Below are 24,829 nucleotides of genomic sequence, written 5' to 3'. Positions count from 1 at the left end.
AATACATTTATTATTATAACAACATTCGTATTCAAACGAAACTAAACAGCCAATCACCGATAAGCTATCGGCAATTGGCTGTATAAAAGGTGTTTTGATCCCTGTCTCAAAAACGGGGGTCAGTCCCTTTGCGCCGGGCTCTTTTCATTAGTTCTGATAATACTTTTCAACGATTTCAGCGTTGCGCAGTGACAATGTAGGATATTTCGGGTTCGCACCTACATCTTTAGAAATCACACGGGATCTCTCACACATTTCACCTTCAGCTTTCTCGACAGCGATTTTCCCTGTCTCAAAGCTTTGCGCATCGTTTGGCGCTTCATTTTCTTCGCTGATGGTTAATTCAGAAACAATAAACAGCTGAGAAAGATTTTCTTTAATAGAAGCTAATAGCTCTTTGTTTTCTTTATTCGGATACAATTTCAGGCTTGCTTCCAATGATTTACCAATGATTTTTTCATTTCGCGCTGTTTCTAACGCTTTTAGCACATCATCACGAAGAGACATAAAACGGTCAAATTTATCTTCTGTCGCTTCGTTGTTTGGAACCGCAATCGTTTCCGGCATGTCTGTCAGCTGAACGCTCTGCTCGTCAACAAATGTTAAGTGAGACCATAATTCGTCAGTGGTATGAGGCAGTATCGGTGCTGTAAGCTTCACTAACGCAAGCAGCGTTTCATAGAATACAGTCTGCATGCTGCGTCTATCCGGATGATCCGCGTGCTCAATGTATACAATATCCTTAGCGAAATCCAGATAGAATGAGCTTAATTCAATTGTACAGAAATTATGGATGCTGTGATACACAACCGCAAACTCGTACTCGTCGTACGCTTTTTTCACTTTATCAATCAGTTTGTTTAGCTTAACCAGCATGTACTGATCGACTTCACGAAGATCTTCAACAGCCACCGCATTTGTTTTTGGATCAAAATCGAACAGGTTGCCGTGAAGGAAACGGAACGTGTTGCGGATTTTACGGTATACTTCAGCAACCTGCTTCAGAATCGCATCAGACACGCGAACATCCGCCTGGTAGTCAACAGAAGACACCCATAATCTCAAAATGTCGGCGCCAAGCTGTTTCATGACTTTTGCTGGAACGACGACGTTACCGATGGATTTACTCATTTTGCGTCCTTCTCCATCCAGTGCAAACCCATGGCTGAGCACACCTTTATATGGCGCTTTTCCTGTTACGGCTACTGCTGTTGATAGAGATGAGTTAAACCAGCCCCGGTATTGGTCAGAGCCTTCAAGGTATAAATCAGCCGGCCGAACGAGATCCTCGCGTTCTTCAAGCACCGCTTGGTGGGAAGAACCAGAATCAAACCAAACATCCATGATGTCCTGTTCTTTTGTAAAAGTGCCGTTCGGGCTTCCAGGATGCGTAAAGCCTTCCGGAAGAAGATCCTTCGCTTCTTTTTCAAACCAAATGTTTGAACCATGTTGTCTAAACAATTCTGAAACGTGCTCAATCGTTTCATCTGTGATGATTGGCTCGCCGTTTTCAGCATAAAATACCGGAATCGGCACACCCCATGCACGCTGTCTGGAAATACACCAGTCTCCGCGGTCACGAACCATGTTGTGCAAACGCTGCTCGCCCCATTCAGGAACCCATTTGGTTTCTTTAATGGCATCCAGCAGGTCTGATCTGAAATCTTTAATAGACGCAAACCATTGCGCAGTTGCTCTGAAAATGGTTGGTTTCTTTGTTCTCCAATCGTGCGGATAGGAGTGTGTAATGAATTCAAGCTTCACGAGCGCGCCTTTTTCTTCGAGCTGCTGTGTGATCACTTTGTTTGCATCATCATAGAACATACCTTCAAAGCCAGGAGCTTCGCTTGTCATCACACCTTTTTCATCAACCGGACAAAGGACGTCTAAGCCGTATTTTTGGCCAATGATAAAGTCATCTTCCCCATGTCCCGGTGCTGTATGAACACAGCCTGTTCCGGCGTCAGTTGTCACGTGATCGCCAAGCATAACGAGTGAATCTCTGCCGTATAGCGGATGTTCAGCGATAATATTTTCGAGATCTTTCCCTTTGATCGTTCTTGTCACTTCATACTGCTCAAAGCCGCATGCAGAAGCTACAGCTTCAACCAGTGCACTTGCTACAACAAAGCGATTATCACCGACTGCAATCGCGCTGTATTCCAGATCAGGATGAACTGAAATGCCGAGGTTTGCAGGAATCGTCCAAGGCGTTGTTGTCCAAATGATGATGCGCTCGCCATTTTCAAGCACGCCTTTTCCGTCTTTTACGCCAAAAGCAACGTAAATAGATGCTGAGCGTTTGTCTTGATATTCGATTTCCGCTTCGGCTAAAGCAGACTCACTTGAAGGTGACCAGTTAACCGGTTTAAGGCCTTTATAAATATAGCCTCGTTTTGCCATTTCACCGAAAACGCGGATTTGCTGCGCTTCATATTCCGGTTTCAGTGTCACATATGGATTTTCCCAGTCGCCGCGGACTCCAAGACGCTTGAATTGCTCACGCTGACCCTCAATTTGCTTCCATGCATATTCTTCGCATAGCTTGCGGAATTCAGCTACTGACATTTCTTTGCGGTTCACTTTTTTGTTTTTTGTAAGAGCTGTTTCAATCGGCAACCCGTGTGTATCCCAGCCCGGTACATACGGTGCGTTGTACCCGCTCATTGATTTGTAGCGGACGATGAAGTCCTTTAAAATTTTGTTAAGCGCGTGGCCCATGTGGATATCGCCGTTTGCGTACGGAGGTCCGTCATGTAAAACAAATTTAGGGCGGTCTTTCGTCCGTTCCTGTACTAGACTGTAGATATCCTGCTCCTCCCATTTCTTTTGCATGTCAGGCTCACGGTTTGGCAAGTTGCCTCGCATCGGAAAATCTGTTTTCGGCATTAAGAGCGTGTCTTTGTAATCCATTTTCATTCCTCCACCAATTTTTTCAGAAAATAAAAAAAGCCCTCTCATCCCATAAGGGACGAGAAAGCTTATCTCGCGGTACCACCCTTTTAGAAAAAGCCAGGCTTACGCTTTTTCCTCTCGAGCATCGTAACGTGATGAACGTCCTAACCTACTGTGAGTTCAGAAAGGAAACTTAAGGGCTGATCTACATGATTCCGGCCATCCCGGACTTTCACCATCTCCGGGTCGCTATGAAGGCATGATGGAAACATGACTGTCCCTTTCAACCGTCTTTTCATCTGAATTTATGAACGTATTATATTCGACAAGCTAAGAAAATGTCAAGGTAATCAGAGAATTTATTCCTTTTCCTCAAACACAGCGTCGACTTCATACTCAAGCAAATGATCCCAATCATCATTTTTCAGAAGATCAAGCTGCGCTTCAATCAGCATTTGGAAACGTGTTCTGAACACTTTAGACTGTTTTTTCAGCTCTTCGATTTCCATTGCGATTTTTCTTGATTTCGATAAAGATTCGTTGATGATGCGATCAGCGTTTTTCTCCGCTTCCCGAACAATCAGCTTTGCTTCCTTTTGAGAATTGCGCTTTACGTCCTCAGCTGCTTCTTGGGCAACCAGAATCGATTTATTCAGCGTTTCTTCAATGTTGGCAAAGTGTCCGATTCTTTCATCGAGCTCATTGACTTTCGCTTCAAGCTCTGTTTTTTTACGGAGAACAATTTCGTAATCTTTTCTGACTTGACTCAGAAATTCATTTACCTCGTCTTCATCATATCCGCGAAAACTTTTTGTAAACGTCTTGTTGTGAATATCATTCGGCGTTAATGGCATGATGCCACCTCCATTTTTTACATTTCAGTACGGTTATCTAGTTCACATTATAAAACAAATTTCGCACAGATGGAGAAAAAAACTGAAAAACCGACTATTTTTGTCGTTCAAACGTGACTCTCCACTTGTCTTTTTTGGTTTTCCCTTCGATTTTTGTCAGGCTGCAGCGGCCAAAGCCCCTGATAGAGAGCATATCCCCTTCAGCAACCTGGTAAGAAGGGTCTTCAACAACCTTCCAGTTCACTTTTACGAGACCGTTTTTCACCAGCGTTTGTGATTTCTGGCGTGATTGCCTGCTCATAGAGGCGCAGACCGCGTCAAGCCTTAAAGAAGAAACGGTGTCATCTCTTATTTCGACATCTAGTGCAGGAATTTCAAGGTCTGACAAGTCAATTTTCTCAAGCTTGACTGCGGCTTTTCCGGCTTGGGTAAGCTGAGCCGCAACAAAATCGGCTGTATCAGCTGAGACAATGATTTGCACCGCCGTCTCTGAAAACACTAAATCGCCAAACTTTTGCCGCTTCAGACCGATTCCCATTAATGAACCAAGGAGAGACCGGTGATCAACCGTCACAAATTTTTCAGCATAGCGAACGTCAAACGCCTGAAGCTCAAAATCCGATTCTTCCGGCGTGATGTATTCAGGATATAAAATGGCCCGTTTTCGCTCCGCTCTGTCATAGCCGCCGGAAAAAGCCAGTCCTACATCTGCCTGTCCCGTGACCGCAGCGAGAATGACCTGTTCCCGGGGATCTAAAAAGTCGGTCAGTTTCATCCGGTACTGCTCCTGGACAATTCTTTTCCATTCGAGCGCCTGATCGATAAAGGCACGCTCTTCTTTTCTGAAGTGCTGATAAATATCGCTCATCGTCTTTCCCTTCTATGTAAAGAGGCTTGGCTGCTGCCAAGCCCCCCTATCAAACTGTCACCTTAAAACGCAATCATGCGATAAAGCCCCCACAAGCCGGTTGTTGCAAACCGCAGCACAAGAATGGCCACGATTGGCGAGATATCCAGCATTGCAATTGGAGGGATGATTTTTCTGAATGGCTCGAGATATGGTTCACAGATCGACGCTAAAAACCGTCCGACTGCTGTTTCCCTCGTACTCGGCACCCATGACATAAAAATATATATGATCAGGGCAAATGAGTATATTGTAATTAATAAGCTTAAAACCGAAAAAACTTGATAAAGGATCATCTCGCTTTACCACCTCTGATCGTCTTCAGATATGAGCTCAGAAATTGTGCCTGATACATCTACGTTGTCAGGCGTGCATAGGAAAATATCTGAACCGATTCTTTGGATATCGCCGCCAATGGCATAAACGGTGCCGCTTAAAAAGTCAACAATCCGTTTCGCCTGGTCATGCTGTATCCGCTGAAGATTGACGACAACTGCCCGCCTGTTCTTCAGATGGTCGGCTATTTCCTGCGCCTCCGCATAAACGCGCGGCTCACTCAACACCACTTTAGAGGATTTCTGAACACTTTGCAAGCTTACTACATTCTGTTTGGCTGCTGGTTTACCAGCATTATAAGCAGGTTTTTCTTTTTGTTCCTGTTCTTCATGAGAATCCCGCTCAGTTTCAATATATTCGTATTCGTATTCTTCTTCATCCATTGAGAAAAAGTTTTTCAGTTTATTTTTCATACTCATTGCTGTACACCCCCTGTTTCATTTCCGACTAACGATGAGCCGATTCTAATATAAGTAGCCCCTTCTTCAATCGCGATTTCAAAATCATTTGACATGCCCATCGACAGTTCTGTACATGGAGCGTTCGGCTGTTTCAGCTCTTGAACCTGATCACGAAGTTCTCTAAGCGTTCGGAAACAGCTTCTAATCTCATCTTGGTCATCAGTCAGTGGAGCCATTGTCATCAGTCCGGCCACAACAATGTTGTCAAAGCCGGAAAGCTCCTGTATGAATGGTATCACTTCTTCTTTATTCATGCCGTGTTTAGAGGGCTCAAGCGAGGTATTGACCTGCACAAAGCATTGGACAGCACCTTCAGCCCGTTTTTCAATTTCTTTCGCTAATGAAAGCCGGTCCAGGGAATGAATATAGGAAACTGAATTGACGACAGCTTTTACTTTTCTTGATTGAAGGCTGCCGATAAAATGCCATTCCGGATTTCCTTTAATGATTTCCTGTTTGCGAAGCAGTTCGGCGTCCCGGTTCTCTCCGAGGCACGTGATGCCCGCATTGACCGCCTCCTGTGCTCTTTCAGGCGACACATATTTTGTGACTGCAATAACCGTAACTTCATCGGATCTGCGGCCCGATCTGTTACATGCTTCGTTTATTCGTTCGTTTATATGTCGTAAATGATCAACAACACGCAAGATCTTTTATGCCTCCTTCATTCCGATAAAGGACATCATCCGTCCTGTTTTCCCCTGATCTCGCCGATGGGAAAAGAAAAGTGACGGCTCACTTTCCGTACATAAACCGCTGACAGAAATCTGCTCATTTGCCAAACCGCTGTCAATCAGTATGAGTCGGTTCAGCTCTTTCAGGTCAAGCTGATACTGCCCCTGCCCCGTCTGATTCACGGCGCGATCTGCTGAAAACGGCAATGCGCGGACAGCATTCATCACACGGTCATCTACCGTATAGCACGCACCGCAGATAGACGGTCCGACAACAGCGTATATATCAGAAAGCTTCGAGCCCTCCTGTTCGGTCCATTGCTTCACCATTTCTCTGCCAATCTGTTTGACCGTTCCTTTCCATCCGGCATGAGCGATCCCGACAAGCGATTTCACCGGATCGAAAAAGAATAGAGGCACACAATCAGCAAAGCATAATGCCAAAAATACATTTTTATCATTTGTATAGAGCCCGTCTGTTGCTTTAAAAGCTGAGTGATACTCACGGGCGCCTTTTCCCCTATCCCTCTGCGTCACTTTTTGGACGCGATTGTCGTGTGTCTGGTCAGCAAATACCCAAGACTGCAAATCAATATTAAACATATCGGCTATATATTCACGATTTTTAACCACATCTGCATCTTTGTCATGAACATGCAATCCTGTATTTAACGACTCAAAAGGTTTTTGACTGACACCGCCGTTTTTCGTAGTAAATCCGGCAATGACTTCTGCATCGTTTTGATTCGTTTGTTTCCAGTCTTGTATCATGAGTGTCGAGGGGGTGGTGAGACTGAATGGGTGATATGTATTCATGATGATCCAACCTTTCGACAAACATTTATAAGGCGTAATTTCCCACTTATTTTACCACATCTTTCTGCATTCGTTTAGCGTCGATTTACATATTTCATAAATGAAATGTGCCGGAAGAGTTCAGACTTCCGGCATTTGACAATCAGCAGCAAAAAAGCAGGTTAAGCGTGGGATTCACTTAATCGGACTAAAATGACATCTTCTCCGATTTTAACTATATTTCGCCAAGGAATGACCATTTCCTCTTCCTTTCCAAAAAAACCGAGAACTTTTCCATTTCCCCCTAGTATAATCGCCTGAATTTTTCCTGTGGTGACATTGATATCAATATCACCGATGCTCCCTAATTTTTTTCCGTTAGAGACATTGACGACATCCTTTACTTGAAATTCTGAAATGCTGATCATCCCATCACGTCCTTTTTCGGTCCTTTTTTTCTAGTATATGAACGGGCGGGCTGAACCTTGTCAGCAAGGAGAAATTTTCATGATCATTGTTCTTTTTTGCGGCTGCACCATCTTATGATGAACGTGAGCATGATTTTCGTATAATCTACGAGCTGCTCAATCGATACCTCTTCATTAACGGCATGAGCATTATATAAATCGCCCGGTCCGTATATTACGCTTGGAATACCCGCATTATAAAGCCATCCCCCATCGGTTACGGTTTGAGACACGTCAATGACGGGGGGTTCCCGTTTGATCTCCTCGTGTGACGCCGTAAGGGCTAAGACGCCGGGATGAGCCGGATCAACTTCCAAGGCCGGAAAAATTTCTCCTCTTTCTTCAATCATTGAAGAGCCTCCCCATTTGAAGACAGGACGGTTTTCCCTCAGCCAAATATCACTGTCACTCAGCCTGTTGATGTAATCTTCTATTTCAGCAGCCACTTCTTCATGCGTTTCATTGGGATAAAAATGGACGGTAATCCATAATCGGCACTCATCCGCTATAAAGGCCGCATGTCTGCCTCCTTCTATAACAGCGGGATTAATGGTGTTTGTACCGGGGGTAAAACCGGGATAGCTTTTCATAATGGCCCAATGGCGCTCCAGCTCACCGAGTCCAGAAATGATTTTTGCCATTTTTTCGATTGCGCTCGCCCCGAATGTTCCTCCGCCAGCGTGGATCATATTCCGTCTTGTTCCATCGTGAAACGTTTGACTGCTTTTCATTTCGATCCAGCCTGTAATCACTCCGCCTTGACCTTGAATATGCATATCGCTCGTATCCGCCACAACTGCAAAGTCTGCGTGATAGCCCTTTTTGCAGCATTCAAGCGTGCCGGCCTCTCCGACTTCCTCCCCGATGACCGATTGCAGAATCAAATCGCCCGGGAGCTCAACGCCCGCTTCACGAATCAGCTTTAAAGCAAACAGCACACAGGCCATTCCGCCTTTCATATCTGAAGCGCCCCGGCCGATTAAGAAACCGTTTTTCTCACTGGGACAAAACGGGTCATGCACCCAGTCCTCGCCCTCTTTTACCTCTGCCACATCGACATGCCCATTGATGATTAAACTTTGATAGGCTGCTGAATTTGTTCCTTTTAAAACACCCACAACATTGGGATCTCCTGGATAAACGTCCCATTTGTCAATGGAAAATCCCCGTTCAAGCAAAAACTGCGCAATCCATGTTTGGATGCTGTCTGTATTTCTCGCAGGCGGCGCCGGTGTTTTAAAAGAAATCAGCGTTTTCGCAAGCTCAATGAGCTCGTCCTTTTGTTCTTCCGCTTTTTTCAGTAAAGATTCTACTTGATCAATCATGTTATCCGCTCCTATTTTTAATAGAAAAAAGCCGTTTCATATTCATGAAACGGCTTAATAAAGAAAGCAGAGTGCACGCTGCTGCATTCTCCGCTTTTTTCACCGCTTCCCTCCGCTGGTATGATCCAGATCAGGTCAATAAGGGTTGAGACATGCGTCTCTCTCAGCTTCGAAAGCACCCCCAGGATGAATCGTATGTTGTTATGCATTTGTTACCGGCTCAGCTCTTGTTAAAAACGGGCGATCCTGATTCCATAATACACGGATCGGCGTATCAAAAAAAGAAGAAAGTGCTTCGTCTGTCAGCATATCTTTCATGTGTCCTGACCTAAAGACTTCTCCCTTTTTTAACAAGAGGGCTTTATCAAAAATCGGTAAAATTTCTTCCGCATGATGCGTAACATAAAGAATAGACGGCGCATTTTCCCTGCTTGCAATGTGCGTAATCGTATCTAACAGTTTTTCCCGGGCAATAAAATCAAGTCCTGTAACTGGTTCGTCCAGTATAAGCAGCTCCGGATCAGCCATTAGCGCTCTTGCGATTAAAGCTCTTTGTTTCTCTCCTTGAGAAAGAGTTTCATAGCGGCGGTCGGCATAATCAATGGCTCCTAAGTCCTCGAGCAGGGCAATCGCTTTTTCTCTGATTTCCGCACTTGGTGTTTCATACAAGCCAATCGAAGCATATGCCCCGCTCAGAGCAATTTCAAAAGCTGAATCTGCCGGATACAATTTTTGCTGAAGACCCGCTGAGACAAGGCCGATTTTTCGTCTGAGTTTATCTCCCAGCTCCGTTTTTCCGAATACATGACCAAGCACCTGCATCTCGCCTGCTGTCGGAAAATAGTAAGAGCATAACATATTTAACAGCGCGGTCTTCCCAGCTCCGTTTAATCCGTAAAGCACCCAATTCTCCTTTTCTTCTACGTTCCAATGAATATCCTTTAGTATCCATTTTCCATTCCGTTTTAGTGAGACATTGTCAAGCTGCAAAATCATTGTGGTCCTCCTCTTTCCAAGCTAAAAAATTATTTTAATTTTCACAAAACTGTGTACGGACTAGGATACCTTACTTTTTCAAAAACGTAAACCGCTCGTTTCCAAATAGAAAAGCCTTTAAAACAGAAATTGTTTTAAAGGCTTTCGGCGTGCATGCTATTGATGAATATTCTTATTCATTTGTTTGATTGCTGCCTTTTCCAGTCTGGACACCTGTGCCTGGGAAATGCCGATTTCTTCAGCTACTTCCATTTGCGTTTTTCCTTGGAAGAACCGTTTTCTTAAAATCATTTTTTCCCTCTCGTTCAGTCTTCTCATACCCTCTTTCAAAGCCAGCTCTTCAATCCATTGTGTATCTTTGTTGCGTTCATCACTGATTTGATCCATGACATAAATCGGATCTCCGCCGTCATTGTAGATCGGTTCAAAAAGAGATACCGGATCTTGAATGGCGTCGAGTGCGAACACGATTTCTTCGTGCGGTACTTCAAGAACTTTGGCGATATCCTCTGCCGTCGGCTCCTTGCTTGTCTCACTGATTAACCGCTCTCTTACCTGAAGTGCCTTATATGCGATATCCCTGAGTGATCTCGAGACACGTATCGGGTTATTATCGCGCAAATACCTGCGGATTTCTCCGATAATCATAGGTACAGCGTATGTTGAAAACTTAACATTGTGGCTTAGATCAAAATTATCAATGGATTTCATTAGTCCGATACAGCCGACTTGAAATAAGTCATCAACATACTCCCCTCTGTTATTAAATCTTTGAATAACACTTAAGACAAGACGCAAGTTCCCGTTTACAAGCTTTTCTCTGGCTGAATCATCACCTTCGTCCTGCAATTGCCTAAACAGCTTTCTCATCTCTTCATTCTTGAGTACGGGTAATTTGGAGGTATCCACCCCGCAGATTTCGACTTTATTTCTCGACACTTTTTTCCCTCCCTACAGGAGCTGCTGTACAACGTTAAGTATCTCCTCGGGTGGGAAAAATATGCACTGCACTCAAACCGAAAAATAGTCATAATTGGGAAATCCTTGTAGAATCAAGGGATTAAGCCGCAAAAATTTTTTACACCATTTTGTTGAATTCTTTTCGCAATCTTTTAATGATTCTTTTTTCCAGACGGGAAATATAGGATTGAGAAATCCCCATCATATCCGCAACATCCTTTTGGGTCTTTTCCTCTTCGCCGACAAGCCCAAAACGCAGTTCCATGATTTGTTTCTCCCTCTCATTTAACTGTTCGAGCGCTTTTTTTAGAAGCTTTTTATCTACGTTTGCTTCAATGTCCTTTGTGATGATGTCGTCATCTGTGCCCAGCACATCAGAAAGCAGAAGCTCATTGCCGTCCCAATCAATATTAAGCGGTTCATCAAAAGAAACTTCTGAACGGATTTTGTTGTTTCTCCTTAAATACATCAGGATTTCATTCTCGATACAGCGAGAGGCATATGTAGCCAGCTTGATTTTCTTTTCCGGATTGAAGGTATTCACAGCTTTGATTAATCCAATGGTGCCGATGCTGATTAAATCTTCAATATTAATTCCCGTGTTTTCAAATTTCCGTGCGATATAGACGACAAGCCGCAGGTTGCGTTCGATCAAAATAGCGCGGGCCGCCTGGTCGCCGCTTGGGAGCTTCATTAATAGAACCTGCTCCTCGTCTTTTGATAATGGCGGCGGCAAAGCTTCACTCCCGCCTATGTAATACACTTCATCGCTTTTTAAGCCCAGTTTCATCAGCAGCTTATACCAGAGGTGCGTCAACCGCAATTTAAGTTTTTTCATCTTCCTCTCCCTTCTAAATGTCACGTCTTATGAGTATGATAAGTAACGGACATTTGCGAACATTAGGATACGTGCTTAATGGCTTTTCCGGACAGCATTTTCGGATGAATAATCGCGTCAAAATCTCCATCTGCCGACAGCTTTGACGTGCTGATGCCGATTAAGCATTTATCCGCGGAAATCATTTCATCTTTTGTCATAATCGTTACATGATCCGGTTTGATACATAATAAAAATTGATGCTGCTGGCCTACTCCCCGATATGGGATCAGCCTCATTTTATCTAAAAAACGAAACGAATCATCAAGCTGTTCAATCGCTTCCATCGGGTCTGCATTTCGGATAATCATCGTTTCAGCCTCTCCGAAAATCGGTTCAAGCTTATCAATGTGAAGAATCATGACCGGCGTTTTTGTGAGCGGATCATACAGCTGGTTGCCGGAATCCACCAGGCCTCTTGCGTGCAGTGTTTGGCCGCCCAGGTCCGCCTGTACCCTGACTCGCTCCTCATATTGAATGTTTTTTGTTTCAATATCTTCGATTCTTCTCTTGGAAAAAAACCATAATGCGGGAAAGCCAGCCACGATAAACATCCAGCTGATCGGGTCGCCAAATCCGGTTTGATTGGTGATCATGACACCGTTTCTGACAATAGAGTTTGACTGCAGCAATGAATGTGCTCCGATTATTCCCCCTCCCATTAGAAAAGTAGCAAAATAAAAGGAAAACAAATTTTGAAAGAAATAGCGAAACCGCTTAAAACCGAATGTCACGAGCACAATGACAACCGAAAAAGCGAGCTTTCCGGCCGGGTTCTCAACGATCGGCGAAAAAGGAGTAAACATCAAAAGGACAATACTTGAACCGATAAACGCGCCGCCTATCAATCTTCTTTTTTTCACATGGCGTTTTAAAATAAAAGCCGTCAGTAAAAGCAACAGTGCGTCAAAACAAAAGTTTAACAGCCAAATGACATCTAAATAGATTTTCACACCTGACCCCTTTCTTTCTTGCATCACGCTGTTCCCCTTCTTGTTTCATAAGTATAAAGCAAGCTCTGTGGGAAAGTCTGTCAATTAATGTTGAGAGGCCCATACAATTTTTCAGGGATAACTGCTTAATTTGTCGAGGAGAATAAATGAGAATATACAGAAAAAAAGCTGCCAAGAGCGGCAGCTTTCTTACACTTACTTTTCAGTATTGATATAAAGTTTTCCATTCGCTGTTTTTCTGGTTTCATTGCCGTAACCGTCTCGAACGATAACCTCTACTTTAGCTCCGTTTGCTTTAATAGAAGAAGTTGCTGTCCAGTAGCCTTCATATCGTCCCGGAGAAATTTCTCTTAACGGCAGCTCGGTAGCGTTTTGTACATTCGCTCTTGCATTTGTGAGCGGCAGGCGAATGACAAACGTTGCATCTGCACCTTTCGCGCTTGAAAAAGCGATTTTGACCGATTCACCGGCTTTTAAGGTTTTGTCCTCACCAGGAATCAGTCCGGCAATGACTGGCTGGTCAAAATTCACATCGACGACAGCTTTTTTCGTCGTTTTGTTGCCTGCTAAGTCAGTGGCTGTCACCTTTACTTCGTTGCTTCCGTTCTCCAAAAGGATACGGGCAGAGTAGGAACCGTCTGTGACCGTTGCTTTTTTGCCATTAACCTTTACTTCTTTCAAGTTGTCATCTGAAACAGTGCCTTTAACAGTCAGCGCTTCTTTATTGATTTTCTCGCCATCCTTTGGATTGTCGAGCGTCAGTTCAGGCTTGTCTTGATCAAGTGTGACTGTGACAGGACTTGAAGCATCTGTCGTTCCGGAGCCTGTTGATGCAGCCGCTGTCAGCTTGTTTTCCCCTTTGCTGAGTGAAACTCCTGCCTCGAACGTGCCATCTTCGGCAGTTTTCGTTTCTCCTGCTTCTTTATCACCATTATAAAGGGTTACAGTCGTCCCCGGAGATGCCTTTCCTTTTACCGTGACGTTCTCCTTATTGGTGTATGATTTATCTGCAGGAGAAGTAATGTCAGGTACGGCAGCTTCATAATCGACTAACGCGCGAATCATATAGTTGCCGTCTTCTTTATCTCCTTTTTGCCATGTTCCGTTAACATACTGCCAGTTGCGATCTGAGTACTGCCCGGTTTCATCCATTGCCAAGCCTGGTGAATATGGATCAGGTTTTGACTGGATATATACAAGATAAAAGTCTTTATCGACCATAATCCCCTTCGAGCTGAGGTCGACTTTTGTCCATTCGCCATTGCGAAGAGCTTCCGCGTTATATGGTCCCGCAATTTTTTTGCCGGGTGCTCCATCTTTCCCTGTAGCATCGTAAACCTCGACCTTAAACTCTGTGCCGCCAGGATCAGGGAACTCCGTATCCCAGAATCTGAATAGACCTCCTGTCAGCATGCCTTTTTCCTTGCCGTCAGCAAGTGACATTTTAACCGCCCATCCGTTTCCGGCCGCGAAATAGGAATTTGCATTCTCCGCTGTTCCGTCATCGTATCCGATCTCGCCAGGATAACCGACGAAAGGCTTCAGCACAGTTTCTTTCGTGATATCACCTTTTAAATCAACGGAAAATTCATCACTGTAATAGCCCGGTGCAGCCACTTTAATGGTGTAAGAGCCCTCGTAGGCCTCAAGTGTATATTCTCCTTTGTCGTTTGTAGTTGCCGGTTCAACAGCAGCATCCTCGATAACATAGACGGAAGCGCCTTTTACCGGCTCTCCTGTTGTTTTATTGATGACAGTGCCTTTTAATGTGCCTTTCTTTATTTCTTCTAACGTAAAATTAGCTTGGGTTGTCTGATCTGCCTGCAAAGACACTTTTTGCGTTTTTGATTGATAGCCGTAAGCTTCTGCCATAAGCGTGTAGTCTCCTGCTTTATGCGTCAGCTTGTACTGTCCGGTTGATTGATCTGAATAGGTTGATTTTCCTGTTTCAACCACACTGACCTGTGCTCTGAGCGGCAATGCTTGCGGCTGCATATCAGCACTATGTTTTGTTTTGGCAGCTGTATTTGTTGATGGCTTAGCCTTTTTTGGATTAACCGCTTTTTTCTTTTGCTTTTCTGCCGGTTTTTGTACGCCCAGCTTATTCTTTTTGGCTGTTTTCCCGGAAGATTTGTCTGAAAGCTGAACATCATCAACGTACCAGCCCTCTTTTGCAATGCTTTCATCAGACTGAAGGTTAAACATCACTCGAATGTTTTGGCCTCTGTATGCGGATAAATTAATTTCTTCGCTGGTCCAGTTTGAAGTCTTTCCGTTATAGACCCCTGCCTGCTCCCAATTCGTTTCGCCTTCCGGTAAAACAAAAACGTAGCCATAATCAAAATCATTTTCCAGGTTGTGCCAGCTTTTAAATTGAAGAAACAGGCCGCCTGAATCAGGCACGTCAATTGGAGGCATAGTGAGATTCATATTCGCTCCATTGGCATAATTTCCAGTCAGGTTTGTCCCATATACTTTTTCTCCTGATGCAGCTGCATTAGGGCCTGATTCCGGAACTCCCCACTCCCAGTTATTATTTGTTCCGCTCGTAAGCCAGCCGCCTGGTTCTGTTTCAAAATCCTGCTTGTATCCAACAGTGATGCTAGGTTTCACGGTTACATCATATATGTCAGATTCGACAACATGGCCGCCAAAATCCTGAATGATCCACTTATAGCTTAATGCGGTCCCCTTTATACTTGGGATTTCCGCCTGGTACGTTCCTTTCAGATGATCTCCGCTGATTCGTTTAGCTTTGACCTCGTTCCATTCGCCTTGATCCAGCTTATAAGACAATTTCACGGATGTCACACTCACATTGTCTTCAGCTGTCAAGGTAAGCGGAAGGCTGGCACCTTCATAAGCTTCATTTACTTTCTCATGCTGATAGCCAGGCAGCTCCTCATCTTCCCCATCGACAGAAACTTGCCCTTCTGCTTTTCCTAAACCGTCTGTAACCGCTGATACGGCATCAAAAGCATTCACCAAACCATGACCGTATCCGTTATTCGGAGAGTCAGGGAATGTAGAATCCGTTAATGGCTCAGCCGTGCTTGTCAATATATCCTCCATCTCATCGACAGAAAGTGAGGCATCTGCCTGCTTCAATAGCGCAGCAACAGCAGAGACATGCGGTCCTGCCATCGACGTGCCATCCCATCCGTCTTCATATGTCTGGCCGGGAACTGAAGACCGGATGTTTACGCCTGGAGCAGAAATTTCCGGCTTTGTTTCATCGTATGGCGACGGTCCCTGAAGTGAAAAATCGCCAAGCTTTTTGTTAATATCAGTCGCTCCGGTCGCAAACGCTTCCGGATAATTGGCAGGATTCGCAATAGAACCAGGTCCTCCCGGGTTAAAGAGGTCAGCATTTCCCGCAGAGAATTCCGGGAAAATGTCGGCCGCCCGCCAGGCATTGACCATATCTCTGTACCATTCATCAAGGCCGGGGCCCCCGCCCCAAGAATTATTGACGACATCCGGAGCCATTTCCGGATGAGGGTTGCCCTCTGCGTCCTTTGGAGCTAAAATCCATTCACCAGCCTCCAAAATGTCAGCGTCTGTCCCGCCATCTTCAGAAAACGCCTTAACAGCAATCCATTTTGCGCCAGGTGCGACACCAATTTGATTCGTGCCATCAGGCTCAGAACCAACCATTGTACCTGTTACATGAGTGCCGTGATCGAGATCATCGTATGGACTTGACTCGTCCGCTACAGCATCAAACCAGTTCATGTCATGATCAGGCTCATTGGGGCTTTCCGGATGAAATCCGCGATATTTTTCTTTTAATGCAGGGTGTTCCCATTCAACCCCGGTATCAATGGAGGCGACAACCGTACCCGTTCCGTCATAGCCAAGCTCCCAAGCCTTCGGTGCGTCTATTTGGTCTACATTCCATTCTACACCGTCAGTTGCTTTTATCGCTTTTTGTGCTTTTTTCATATTGAATGGGGAAGCGGATGACTTAAAAAGCTGCCGTTTTTCATTCGGAAGCACCTTTTCTACTTCAGGAAACTGCGCCACTTTCTCCATGACTTCTTTTGAAGCATGTACAGCAATTCCATTTACCACATAATAGGAGTGAATATCATCGGCATTCCCTTTATTTTTTTGGCTGTTTAAATATTTCAAGACGTCTTTCTGGGCTTCATCAGCTGTCACTTTTAACGAAGACACGACGGCCGAACGCTTTTGATATTCCGTTTTAGCAGCGGTCAGCTTTTTAGATTTCGCTTTTTTGACAGCTGATTTTGCTGCTTTTTGGGTGTCAGCCTGATCTTTAAATTTGATCAGAAAGGTAGTTTTTTCTTCTTTTTTAAAGCTTTTCTTTAATGAGCTGGAAATCTTGTTTTGAATCGATTCAGAAGATTGAAGCTCCTGTTTTACAGAAGAAGCAGCGCCTTTGCTGCTTGCCCCGGCTGCACCCGGAAACAGCAGTGAACTGACGACAACTGTACTCAAAACAGAACTGATCAGTCTGTTTTTCGTTTGTTTCCTCATTTTTTATCCCCCTTTTTTAAACCACTTTGTAAAAAAATGTCGTCCCTCCTTTAACATTCAATTTGTTTGTCAAAGCTTCGCTGTACGTTAACTGTAGACAATCTCAATTACAGATATTGTCGTTTTCTGTCATCTTATTTCCATATAAATGAAAATGATGATATGGTCATGAAATATCAGTAGGTATAATAGGTTGATTTGTTGTTATGTGCAGGAAGACATAGTGCAAAAGGCATAAGAGATGAATGGAAATGGTTGAGGAAAAAATAAAAAAAGGACAAAATCGAAAACGATTTTGTCCTTTCAATTAGCCGCGTTTATTGCGGTTTCTTAAGAATGTCGGAATATCAAGCGTATCGTCAGCCGGCTGTGAGGTTTGACGGCTGACTGTGTTTTGATGCTGCGGTTCCTCTCGTTTCGGCTCACGTTTTGGAGCACTCTGATTATGTGATTTGATGTTCTGGTTTAATGATGGACGCTGGGGTTTCGTAACATCTTTCTCCTGTTCGATAAAACCAGTGGCAATCACAGTAACCACAATCTCGTCTTTAAGATTTTCGTTAATAACAGAACCGAAAATCATGTTTACATCCTGATCAGATGCAGAAGCGACAATGTCTGCTGCTTCCTGAACTTCATAAAGGCTCAGATTTGTTCCGCCAGTAATGTTCATTAAGACGCCTTGCGCGCCGTCAATTGCTGCTTCAAGAAGCGGACTGGAAATGGCTTTTTTCGCAGCTTCTGCAGCACGGTTTTCTCCAGTCGCAATACCAATACCCATTAAAGCAGATCCTTTGTTTGACATGATCGTTTTCACATCAGCAAAGTCTAGGTTAATGAGACCAGGAGTAGCGATCAGGTCAGAAATACCTTGAACCCCCTGACGGAGTACGTTATCAGCTTCACGGAATGCTTCAAGCATCGGCGTGTTTTTATCAACAATTTCAAGAATACGGTCGTTCGGGATCACAATCAGCGTGTCCACCGCTTCTTTCATTGCAGAAATTCCGCCTGCCGCCTGCAGCTGTCTTTTGCGACCTTCGAACGTAAACGGTCTTGTAACGACTCCGACTGTTAATGCTCCTAAATCTTTTGCGATTTGCGCAATAACCGGTGCGGCACCTGTTCCTGTTCCGCCTCCCATACCAGCTGTTACGAATACCATGTCAGCGCCTTTTAGCGCTTCTTCAATCTGCTCCTTGCTTTCCTCTGCGGCTTTTTTTCCGACTTCCGGATTTGCACCTGCTCCCAATCCTCTAGTCAGCTTTGCGCCGATTTGCATTTTCACTTCCGCTTTTGACAGGTTAAGAGCTTGAGCGTCCGTATTTACCGCGATGTACTCTACTCCTTGCACTTCATTCTCAATCATTCGGTTGACCGCGTTGTTACCGCCGCCTCCTACTCCGATTACTTTAATTGATGCTAAGCCGTCTATGTTTGTTTCGAACTCCAACATGCTAAATCCTCCTAATCTGCCGAATGACTATCTATCTATTCCCAAAACATGCTTAATAGTTTTTTCATTTTGCTCTGTTTGTTATGTTCGGCTTGTGTTTTTTGTTTTCCTTTTGGCCGTTGCTGCATCTCATTTTGGTGATGATGCTGCTCTTGTTCCTCTGCTGATGAGACGGCGATTTCCTGTATCGCTTCTTCAGGCATCTTGAAGCCAATTTTTCTGCCTTGAATTCTTGCATTCCGGCAGGCGAATTGAATCATGCCAACTGCCGTCATATACTGAGGATCTCTTACACCGATATAATTCGGGCTCGCCACTCTGACATTGTTTTGCAGCACATCCTGCGCTAGTGACATGATACCAGGCATTGCTGCTTGCCCCCCTGTCAGCACGAAGCCTCCCGGCAGATCGCTAATTCCCATATTGCGAAGTTCTTCTGAAGCAATCTCAAGAATTTCTTCGACTCTTGCTTCAATGATATTCGCTGCTTCCTGCTGTGTAAATGTTTGTTTCTGATTGGTGCCTATAACGGTTACCTCAAATACTTCATCTTCTGAAGCCTCGTTATAGTAGGCATGTCCAAATTGTTTTTTCACACGTTCCGCTTCTTCTGTGGACGTTCTCAATCCGATGGAGATATCTTTGGTGATATTTTCGCCTCCGAGAGGAATGACACGGGTAGAAGTCAGGTGTCCGTTCTGGAACACGGCAATGGTGGTTGACCCTCCGCCTATATCAATGAGAGCCACACCGAGATTTTTCTCATCCTTTGACAAAGCAGCAGAACCGGCTGCCAGCGGCTGTAGACAAATATCAGTTATTTCAACACCGGCTCTTTCAACGCAGCGAAGCAAGTTATGTAATATTGTTTTTGAACCGGTGATCAGTGTACCCTCTACTTCTAAACGCACACCAAGCATTTTTTTCGGGTCGGTAATTTCATCTCTTCCATCTACGATAAATTGTTTAGGAATGACGTCGACTATCAGCTGTTCATGCGGTATTGAAACAACCTGGGCCGCTTCCATGACGCGGCGGACATCTTCTACTTGAATTTCTTTATTTTCACTGGAAACTGCTACAACACCGTTTGTATCTTGAATATTGATATAATTTCCATTAACGCCGACAATAGCTTTTCTAAGCGGAAAACCTACCATTCTTTCAGCTTGGTCAAACGCTTTTCTTATAGAATGAACGGTCTCATCTATATCAACGATTGAGCCTTTTTTCAACCCTTCAGACGGTACATTTCCCACACCGATAATATTTAGGGAATCATCTGTCATTTCTCCGACGATCACTTTTGTATTGGACGTACCGATGTCAAGACTGACGTAAAGTTCATTGTTGTTCATTCTATGGCACCTCCTCACATTTCGATCATTTCTATTCTATTATTTGCGGAACAACAATACAATGAATGTGGCTTTACAAGTGTGTAACAAAAAATAACAACGGAATATTCCTTATGTGCTTTTCACATTTTATGTTTATTGAAAATATTCGTTATATCCTATGTATATCCTCTTTTATATCACATTTTTTTTATTTTTTTTAGAAAGAGTCCACTTTGTTAGTAGATTTCTTCTTATAACGGCTATATTCTGAAATAACCTGACTCCAAATGCGAATATACCTGCTAAATACAAGTCTACACCAAGATGGACTCCCAGAAAAGCTAAACTTATTGCCAATATAATATTAAAAAAGAAACCGGAAACAAATACCATTTCATCATATGTACCTTGTAAATGCGCCCTGATTCCGCCGATTAAAGTATCAAGTGCAGCAAGCACCGCAAGTGATAAATAATTTGAGTATTCACTCGGTATCGTTAAGTTTGTCATCAATCCGATCGTTATTCCGAGCACGAGTCCAAGCACGGGCAGCCACATGACAATTCTCCTCCCTTTTAGTCTTTCAGCGGTTTTAGCTGTTGTACGTCCACTGCTCTGTCATAAGCTTTTAAAGTCAGGCTGCTGTCAGATTTACCTGCTTTTAACGCTACATTTTCAGAAGCAAAGATATCCTCCAAATCGGACCCCTTTACCCTGCTGTACAGCTTGTCCGGATCTTCAGCAAGCACTTTTACTGTTAAAGGATAATCATCAAGGCTGTATCCGTCTATTTTTGTTGTGCCGTTTATGTCCCGTATCACTGAAGAATTCACAACTCTTCGCTCATTTATTGAGATATGCTCAGCACCATAGGAGTTGAGTTCATTGATCAGCTTCTTTAGTAAATCCGGCGGTGGATTTTTGACCGCCTCTCCAGTTACGCTTTCAGAAAAAAGCGGAGAAAGGGTGATGACAATTCCGCTACCTGTTATATCGGTCATGCCGGCTGTTTTTTTTAAGGTTTGTAATGTATTATTGAGCGCTGTTTCTTTTGTCAATTCTTTGTTTTGTGTATAGGTATTCAGCAATTTATCATACTTTTTAATTTCAGCCAGCAGCTCTTCCTGCTTCTTCTGCTCTGATGTAAGCTCTTCTCTTATATCCCACATATCTCTTGTATCTCGGACTTGTGGATGCTTTAAAGAATTAAATTGAACAGATATCATAAGGCCGAATATAACCATAAGCACGCTGATGCTAATGAAGGAACGCTTTATTTTCAATCACTTCACCCGCTTTTCCAGTCATTCCTTCGTTTTCAGAATGGGTTCCATTTGTACATTTTTCTTTTTTTCTGCGGTAACAGAAATATGATCCATAGAAAGCTGATCGATCAGGCCTCCTGCTATATTTAACGAAGGAAGCAGGACATCAGGATCTCCGATGGCAGAAACGACAAACGGAGCGGGGTGCTGCACCCCGTCTACCGTTACGACCGGCCCGTTGCACTTGATGTAGGAATCATGGGTCAGCCGCTGGCCGTTGACGGAGACGGCTGCCGCACCAGATATATACAGTTCATTTATGACTTGAAAGAGATGGCTTTCGTGAACGATGTAGCTGTTCACGTTCTCTCCTTCCGGTATGTAAGAAGCATCTTCCAAAGTCACTTGAACGCCCTCTCCTTGTACACCGACTTCCCCAATATACATTCTGTACTTTTCTACATCTTCCAGGACGTTATAGTATTCTGTTTTTTCGTTCTTCAGCTTATTTTCAGTCTGACGGACTTTGTTCTGCTTTTGATACAGTTCTTTTTCAAGGTCCTTGTTTTCTTTCTCTTGTTTCAGCAGTTCATCCCGCAGGGCATATTCTTTTTTCCATTCTTCCGTCTCTGTCATGCTTTTGTGGTTTTCTCTTGTCGTCTGAAAAGAAAAAGAAATTAAAAAGCCGGCGATAAGCATAATTAAAGAAAGAAGGACGGCTGATTTGCCCCTCAATTTTCATCTTCCTTTTTGGCAGACGAATCGCTTTTTCCAAACTCCTCAAAATAGGTTGCAACTTCTAAATGAATAATCCCTTTTTTACTGCCGCTGAGCTGTGAAATAATAGAAGGATACGTTTTCATTCGGTCTGCAAAGGTTTTGATGGATGCAGTGACGACATACCCGTCGTTCATATATAATTTAATCCGGTTTTGATCCATTTTGACAGGAGTATAATACACTTCTGAAATCGATTGTTTTATAGAATTTGACAAAGCATCGAGCTGCTTGGCCATCTGAACACGTTTTTTAGCGTCTGTCCAATTCACCAAAATCGGTCCCGCATCATCAGGCGTTACTTCGTCTGGCAAAACTGAACCGTTTTCAAGGACTTCATAATACACATTGTCTTTTTCTAAATAAGCAATCGCTTTATATTCTTCGATCGCAATGTTGATTTTATTAGGAAGGGATTTGCTGATTTCTGCTTTTTTTACTAATTTATTTTGCTGAATCTTTTTTGCTGTTTTTTTCTTATCCAGACTCCAAAATTCAGTATCTCCGCTTTTGATATCGGAAAGATCAATAATCTCCTTTTTGGAAACATTCTCATTGCCGGTAACAGAGATTGATGAAATTTTACTGATCGGTGTCTGCAGATACACGATGATCAGCACCATCATAAAAAAGAGCATAATAAATGAAATAAGCCGGCGGTTTGCCTTCTGTTTTCTCTGCTCTTTAATTTTAGGGATCCGCTCTTCAATATTTACGATTTTTTCTCGGTCATGCCCCGGATTCATTGCCTGTTCACCTCATTCAAATGAAACAGCCTTAAAAGTCTGCCTATTCCAAAACAAACGGCATACTATGATGCCGTTTGTCGTTTGCTTACAGTATATCATATGAACAGCTTCAGTTCAGAACTTGAATCAGCGATTTTCACCGATGATTTCAACCTCTGTGTGCATCTCAATCTCGTATTTTTCACGAATCGTCTTTTTCACATGGTCGATCAGATCAAGCACATCTTTTGCTGATGCTCCGCCCGCATTGACGATAAAGTTCCCGTGCATTTCCGATATTTTCGCACCGCCGATTTGATATCCTTTTAAGCCTGCTTTTTCCACTAGATTGCCGGCATGGTTTGGAAGCGGGTTTCTGAATATGCTTCCTGCACAAGGGCTTGAATACGGCTGTGTATTCTTTCTGTAGTCTTTATTGCTTTGCATTTGCTGAACGATTGATTCTTTATCTTTTTGTTCAAGCTGCAGAACGGCTTCAAGACAAACACCAGGGCGTTTCTTTTGCAATACGGACGTTCTGTAGGTGAATTCCATCTCCTCATTTGTCAGCCACTCGATCGTGCCGTCTTCAAATAAAATATGCGCTTTGACAAGGATCTTACTCATATCAGACCCGTGAGCGCCTGCATTCATATAGACAGCTCCTCCAACGGATCCCGGAATTCCGGCAGCGAATTCTAATCCCGACAAGCCTTTTTTGCTCAACGATGTAGCAAGACGCACGACTGAATAACCGCCACCGACAGTGACTTGTTCCCCGTCAAGCTCCAAGTGGTCAAGACCCGCGCCCAGCTTGATGACCACGCCTCTGATTCCTTCATCTAATACAAGAAGGTTTGATCCGCGGCCAATGACTGTCCACTTTACTTCGTATTTTTTCACAACATCCATGATGTCCTTAACAGCATCTACACTGCTTGGAATGACCAATACATCCGCAGGACCGCCGATTTTCATTGTTGTATGATTTGCGAGCGGTTCATTTGCAAGCACCTTGCCGACTTCGCGTTCTTTTAATTCTTGTATCACTTTCTCCATCGTAAACCTCCGCATTCCATTTGCTTTTCTATTATTTTTTCAAATCTTCGAGTACGCTGTATAAACGGGCAGCCGCATCAGGAACACCGAGTGACTTTGTCCGTTCGCTCATATCCTTTAATGTTTGTTCATCGAGTACAATCCGGTCAAGCGCTTCAATCAGCTTTTCGCCGCTGAGTTCTGTTTCTTTCAACACAATCGCAGCATCATGCTGACCGAGAGATCGCGCATTGACCTCCTGGTGATTCGCCGTTACGTACGGACTTGGAATCAGCACACTTGGGATTCCTAGTGCCGTAATTTCCGCAATGGTCGTCGCACCCGCTCTTGCTACAATCAAATCAATTGCCTTTAAATATTCTGGCATCTGATGAAGAAACGGTTTTGTGACCATATTGTCAGCTGCACCCTTGTTTTTCAGCTCTGTCATTACTTTCTCATAGTGAACCTCGCCCGTAATATACAGTACTTGATACGCTCTTGATTTCAGCGCATCCTGCATATCAATGACCGCTCGGTTAATCGGTGCGGCGCCTCTGCTTCCGCCGAAGATTAATACGGTTTTTTTCTCTTCAGAGAGTCCGAATTCAGCCATTGAGCGGCCCGTCTTTATTGAGACGACCTCAGAGGCTCTCGGGTTTCCCGTAAATACAACTTTCTCACTTGGAAAATGTGATTTTGCTTCCTCAAAACATATTGCTACTTTATTAACATATTTTGAAAGAAACTTATTGGTGATGCCCGGCAGGCTGTTTTGTTCATGAACGATACTCGGAATCCCCATTTTTGCAGCAGCGTATACAACCGGCCCGCACACATAACCGCCCGTTCCAATCACGGCATCCGGCTTAAATTCCGCTAAATACGATTTGCTTTTTTTAACGCCCTTTAGAAAACGCATCACCGTTTTTACGTTTTCAAATGAAAGCTTTCTTTTAAAACCTGTAATTTCAATGGAACGAAACGGTATATTTTCTCGTTCTACAATTTTTTTCTCTAATCCGTTTTCTGTTCCGATATATAAAAATTCCGTATCAGGATGGCGGCGCTGCACCTCTTTGATAAAGGCAAGCGCAGGATAAATGTGTCCCCCTGTGCCGCCTCCGCTTATTGCAATTCGCATAACTCTTCCCCCAGTCTCAGTTTCTCTATAACATAACGATAACCCTGTTTTTATGGACAGGGTTATCGCTTCAATTGT

At 43.8% G+C, this 24,829-nt stretch carries 23 protein-coding genes, 1 riboswitch and 1 other annotated feature; of the genes, 1 reads left to right on the top strand and 22 read right to left on the bottom strand.

Annotation, left to right across the window (positions count from 1 at the left end):
• A partial coding sequence (locus tag WA325_RS19845) for an IS3 family transposase (RefSeq protein WP_134980913.1) occupies positions 1-86 on the top strand: 86 nt, incomplete at its 5' end.
• A gap of 61 nt (positions 87-147) precedes the next feature.
• On the opposite strand, the gene ileS is transcribed toward WA325_RS19845, so the two are convergent.
• The 22 genes from ileS to murG form a co-directional block, all read right to left on the bottom strand.
• Positions 148-2,913 carry an isoleucine--tRNA ligase gene (ileS, locus tag WA325_RS19840; protein ID WP_336184107.1) on the bottom strand — a complete coding sequence of 922 codons (2,766 nt, stop codon included), beginning with the start codon at positions 2,911-2,913 and terminating at the stop codon, positions 148-150.
• A 51-nt stretch (positions 2,914-2,964) separates the two neighbouring features.
• Positions 2,965-3,192, bottom strand: a binding site (T-box leader).
• Positions 3,193-3,254: 62 nt separating this feature from the next.
• Positions 3,255-3,749, bottom strand: a complete 495-nt coding sequence (gene divIVA / locus WA325_RS19835) for a septum site-determining protein DivIVA (RefSeq protein WP_010334179.1) — start codon at positions 3,747-3,749, stop codon at positions 3,255-3,257.
• Positions 3,750-3,843: 94 nt separating this feature from the next.
• A complete protein-coding gene (locus tag WA325_RS19830; protein WP_248336803.1) occupies positions 3,844-4,617 on the bottom strand; it encodes a YlmH family RNA-binding protein in 774 nt (257 codons plus the stop codon).
• A 62-nt stretch (positions 4,618-4,679) separates the two neighbouring features.
• Positions 4,680-4,952: a YggT family protein gene (locus WA325_RS19825; RefSeq protein ID WP_003221463.1), complete on the bottom strand. Its 273-nt coding sequence runs from the start codon at positions 4,950-4,952 to the stop codon at positions 4,680-4,682.
• A gap of 6 nt (positions 4,953-4,958) precedes the next feature.
• Positions 4,959-5,411, bottom strand: a complete 453-nt coding sequence (gene sepF, locus WA325_RS19820; RefSeq protein ID WP_024121333.1) for a cell division protein SepF — start codon at positions 5,409-5,411, stop codon at positions 4,959-4,961.
• A complete protein-coding gene (locus tag WA325_RS19815) occupies positions 5,408-6,100 on the bottom strand; it encodes a YggS family pyridoxal phosphate-dependent enzyme (RefSeq protein WP_336184106.1) in 693 nt (230 codons plus the stop codon). The genes sepF and WA325_RS19815 overlap by 4 nt, the downstream gene beginning before the upstream one ends.
• Positions 6,101-6,106: 6 nt before the next feature.
• Entirely contained in the window at positions 6,107-6,943 is an 837-nt protein-coding gene (pgeF, locus tag WA325_RS19810) for a peptidoglycan editing factor PgeF (protein ID WP_095713799.1), read from the bottom strand.
• 161 nt (positions 6,944-7,104) lie between these two features.
• Positions 7,105-7,350 (bottom strand): YlmC/YmxH family sporulation protein, encoded by a 246-nt coding sequence (locus WA325_RS19805; RefSeq protein WP_010334173.1) that lies wholly within the window; start codon positions 7,348-7,350, stop codon positions 7,105-7,107.
• 83 nt (positions 7,351-7,433) lie between these two features.
• Positions 7,434-8,714, bottom strand: coding sequence for an acetylornithine deacetylase (locus tag WA325_RS19800; RefSeq protein ID WP_202852509.1), 1,281 nt, complete (start codon positions 8,712-8,714; stop codon positions 7,434-7,436).
• A 90-nt stretch (positions 8,715-8,804) separates the two neighbouring features.
• A riboswitch (TPP riboswitch) is annotated at positions 8,805-8,907 on the bottom strand.
• A gap of 8 nt (positions 8,908-8,915) precedes the next feature.
• Positions 8,916-9,710 carry an ABC transporter ATP-binding protein gene (locus WA325_RS19795; protein ID WP_227599195.1) on the bottom strand — a complete coding sequence of 265 codons (795 nt, stop codon included), beginning with the start codon at positions 9,708-9,710 and terminating at the stop codon, positions 8,916-8,918.
• A 156-nt stretch (positions 9,711-9,866) separates the two neighbouring features.
• On the bottom strand, positions 9,867-10,649 hold the full coding sequence (gene sigG / locus WA325_RS19790) for an RNA polymerase sporulation sigma factor SigG (RefSeq protein ID WP_010334169.1): 783 nt from the start codon (positions 10,647-10,649) through the stop codon (positions 9,867-9,869).
• Positions 10,650-10,788: 139 nt separating this feature from the next.
• Positions 10,789-11,508 carry an RNA polymerase sporulation sigma factor SigE gene (gene sigE / locus WA325_RS19785; RefSeq protein ID WP_024121327.1) on the bottom strand — a complete coding sequence of 240 codons (720 nt, stop codon included), beginning with the start codon at positions 11,506-11,508 and terminating at the stop codon, positions 10,789-10,791.
• 62 nt (positions 11,509-11,570) lie between these two features.
• On the bottom strand, positions 11,571-12,500 hold the full coding sequence (spoIIGA, locus tag WA325_RS19780) for a sigma-E processing peptidase SpoIIGA (protein ID WP_193660640.1): 930 nt from the start codon (positions 12,498-12,500) through the stop codon (positions 11,571-11,573).
• Between the two features lie 195 nt (positions 12,501-12,695).
• Entirely contained in the window at positions 12,696-17,003 is a 4,308-nt protein-coding gene (locus tag WA325_RS19775) for a S8 family serine peptidase (RefSeq protein ID WP_336184105.1), read from the bottom strand.
• 307 nt (positions 17,004-17,310) lie between these two features.
• On the bottom strand, positions 17,311-18,459 hold the full coding sequence (ftsZ, locus tag WA325_RS19770) for a cell division protein FtsZ (RefSeq protein ID WP_024121324.1): 1,149 nt from the start codon (positions 18,457-18,459) through the stop codon (positions 17,311-17,313).
• Positions 18,460-18,494: 35 nt separating this feature from the next.
• A complete protein-coding gene (gene ftsA / locus WA325_RS19765; protein WP_024121323.1) occupies positions 18,495-19,817 on the bottom strand; it encodes a cell division protein FtsA in 1,323 nt (440 codons plus the stop codon).
• A 174-nt stretch (positions 19,818-19,991) separates the two neighbouring features.
• Positions 19,992-20,357 (bottom strand): small basic family protein, encoded by a 366-nt coding sequence (locus WA325_RS19760; protein WP_010334164.1) that lies wholly within the window; start codon positions 20,355-20,357, stop codon positions 19,992-19,994.
• A gap of 17 nt (positions 20,358-20,374) precedes the next feature.
• Positions 20,375-21,082 (bottom strand): DUF881 domain-containing protein, encoded by a 708-nt coding sequence (locus WA325_RS19755; RefSeq protein ID WP_305934026.1) that lies wholly within the window; start codon positions 21,080-21,082, stop codon positions 20,375-20,377.
• Between the two features lie 21 nt (positions 21,083-21,103).
• Positions 21,104-21,799, bottom strand: coding sequence for a DUF881 domain-containing protein (locus tag WA325_RS19750; protein WP_059292825.1), 696 nt, complete (start codon positions 21,797-21,799; stop codon positions 21,104-21,106).
• Positions 21,796-22,587 carry a cell division protein FtsQ/DivIB gene (locus WA325_RS19745; RefSeq protein ID WP_024121318.1) on the bottom strand — a complete coding sequence of 264 codons (792 nt, stop codon included), beginning with the start codon at positions 22,585-22,587 and terminating at the stop codon, positions 21,796-21,798. Before WA325_RS19745 ends, WA325_RS19750 begins: the two co-directional genes overlap by 4 nt.
• 129 nt (positions 22,588-22,716) lie before the next feature.
• Positions 22,717-23,628: a UDP-N-acetylmuramate dehydrogenase gene (murB, locus tag WA325_RS19740; RefSeq protein ID WP_024121317.1), complete on the bottom strand. Its 912-nt coding sequence runs from the start codon at positions 23,626-23,628 to the stop codon at positions 22,717-22,719.
• 31 nt (positions 23,629-23,659) lie between these two features.
• On the bottom strand, positions 23,660-24,751 hold the full coding sequence (gene murG, locus WA325_RS19735) for an undecaprenyldiphospho-muramoylpentapeptide beta-N-acetylglucosaminyltransferase (RefSeq protein WP_336184104.1): 1,092 nt from the start codon (positions 24,749-24,751) through the stop codon (positions 23,660-23,662).
• Positions 24,752-24,829 lie beyond the last annotated feature (78 nt).

This window comes from Bacillus sp. 205(2023) (assembly GCF_037027485.1).
Taxonomy (GTDB): domain Bacteria; phylum Bacillota; class Bacilli; order Bacillales; family Bacillaceae; genus Bacillus; species Bacillus halotolerans.
The sequence above is the reverse complement of the archived record's forward strand: the minus strand, read 5'-3'. Positions and strand labels throughout refer to the sequence as shown.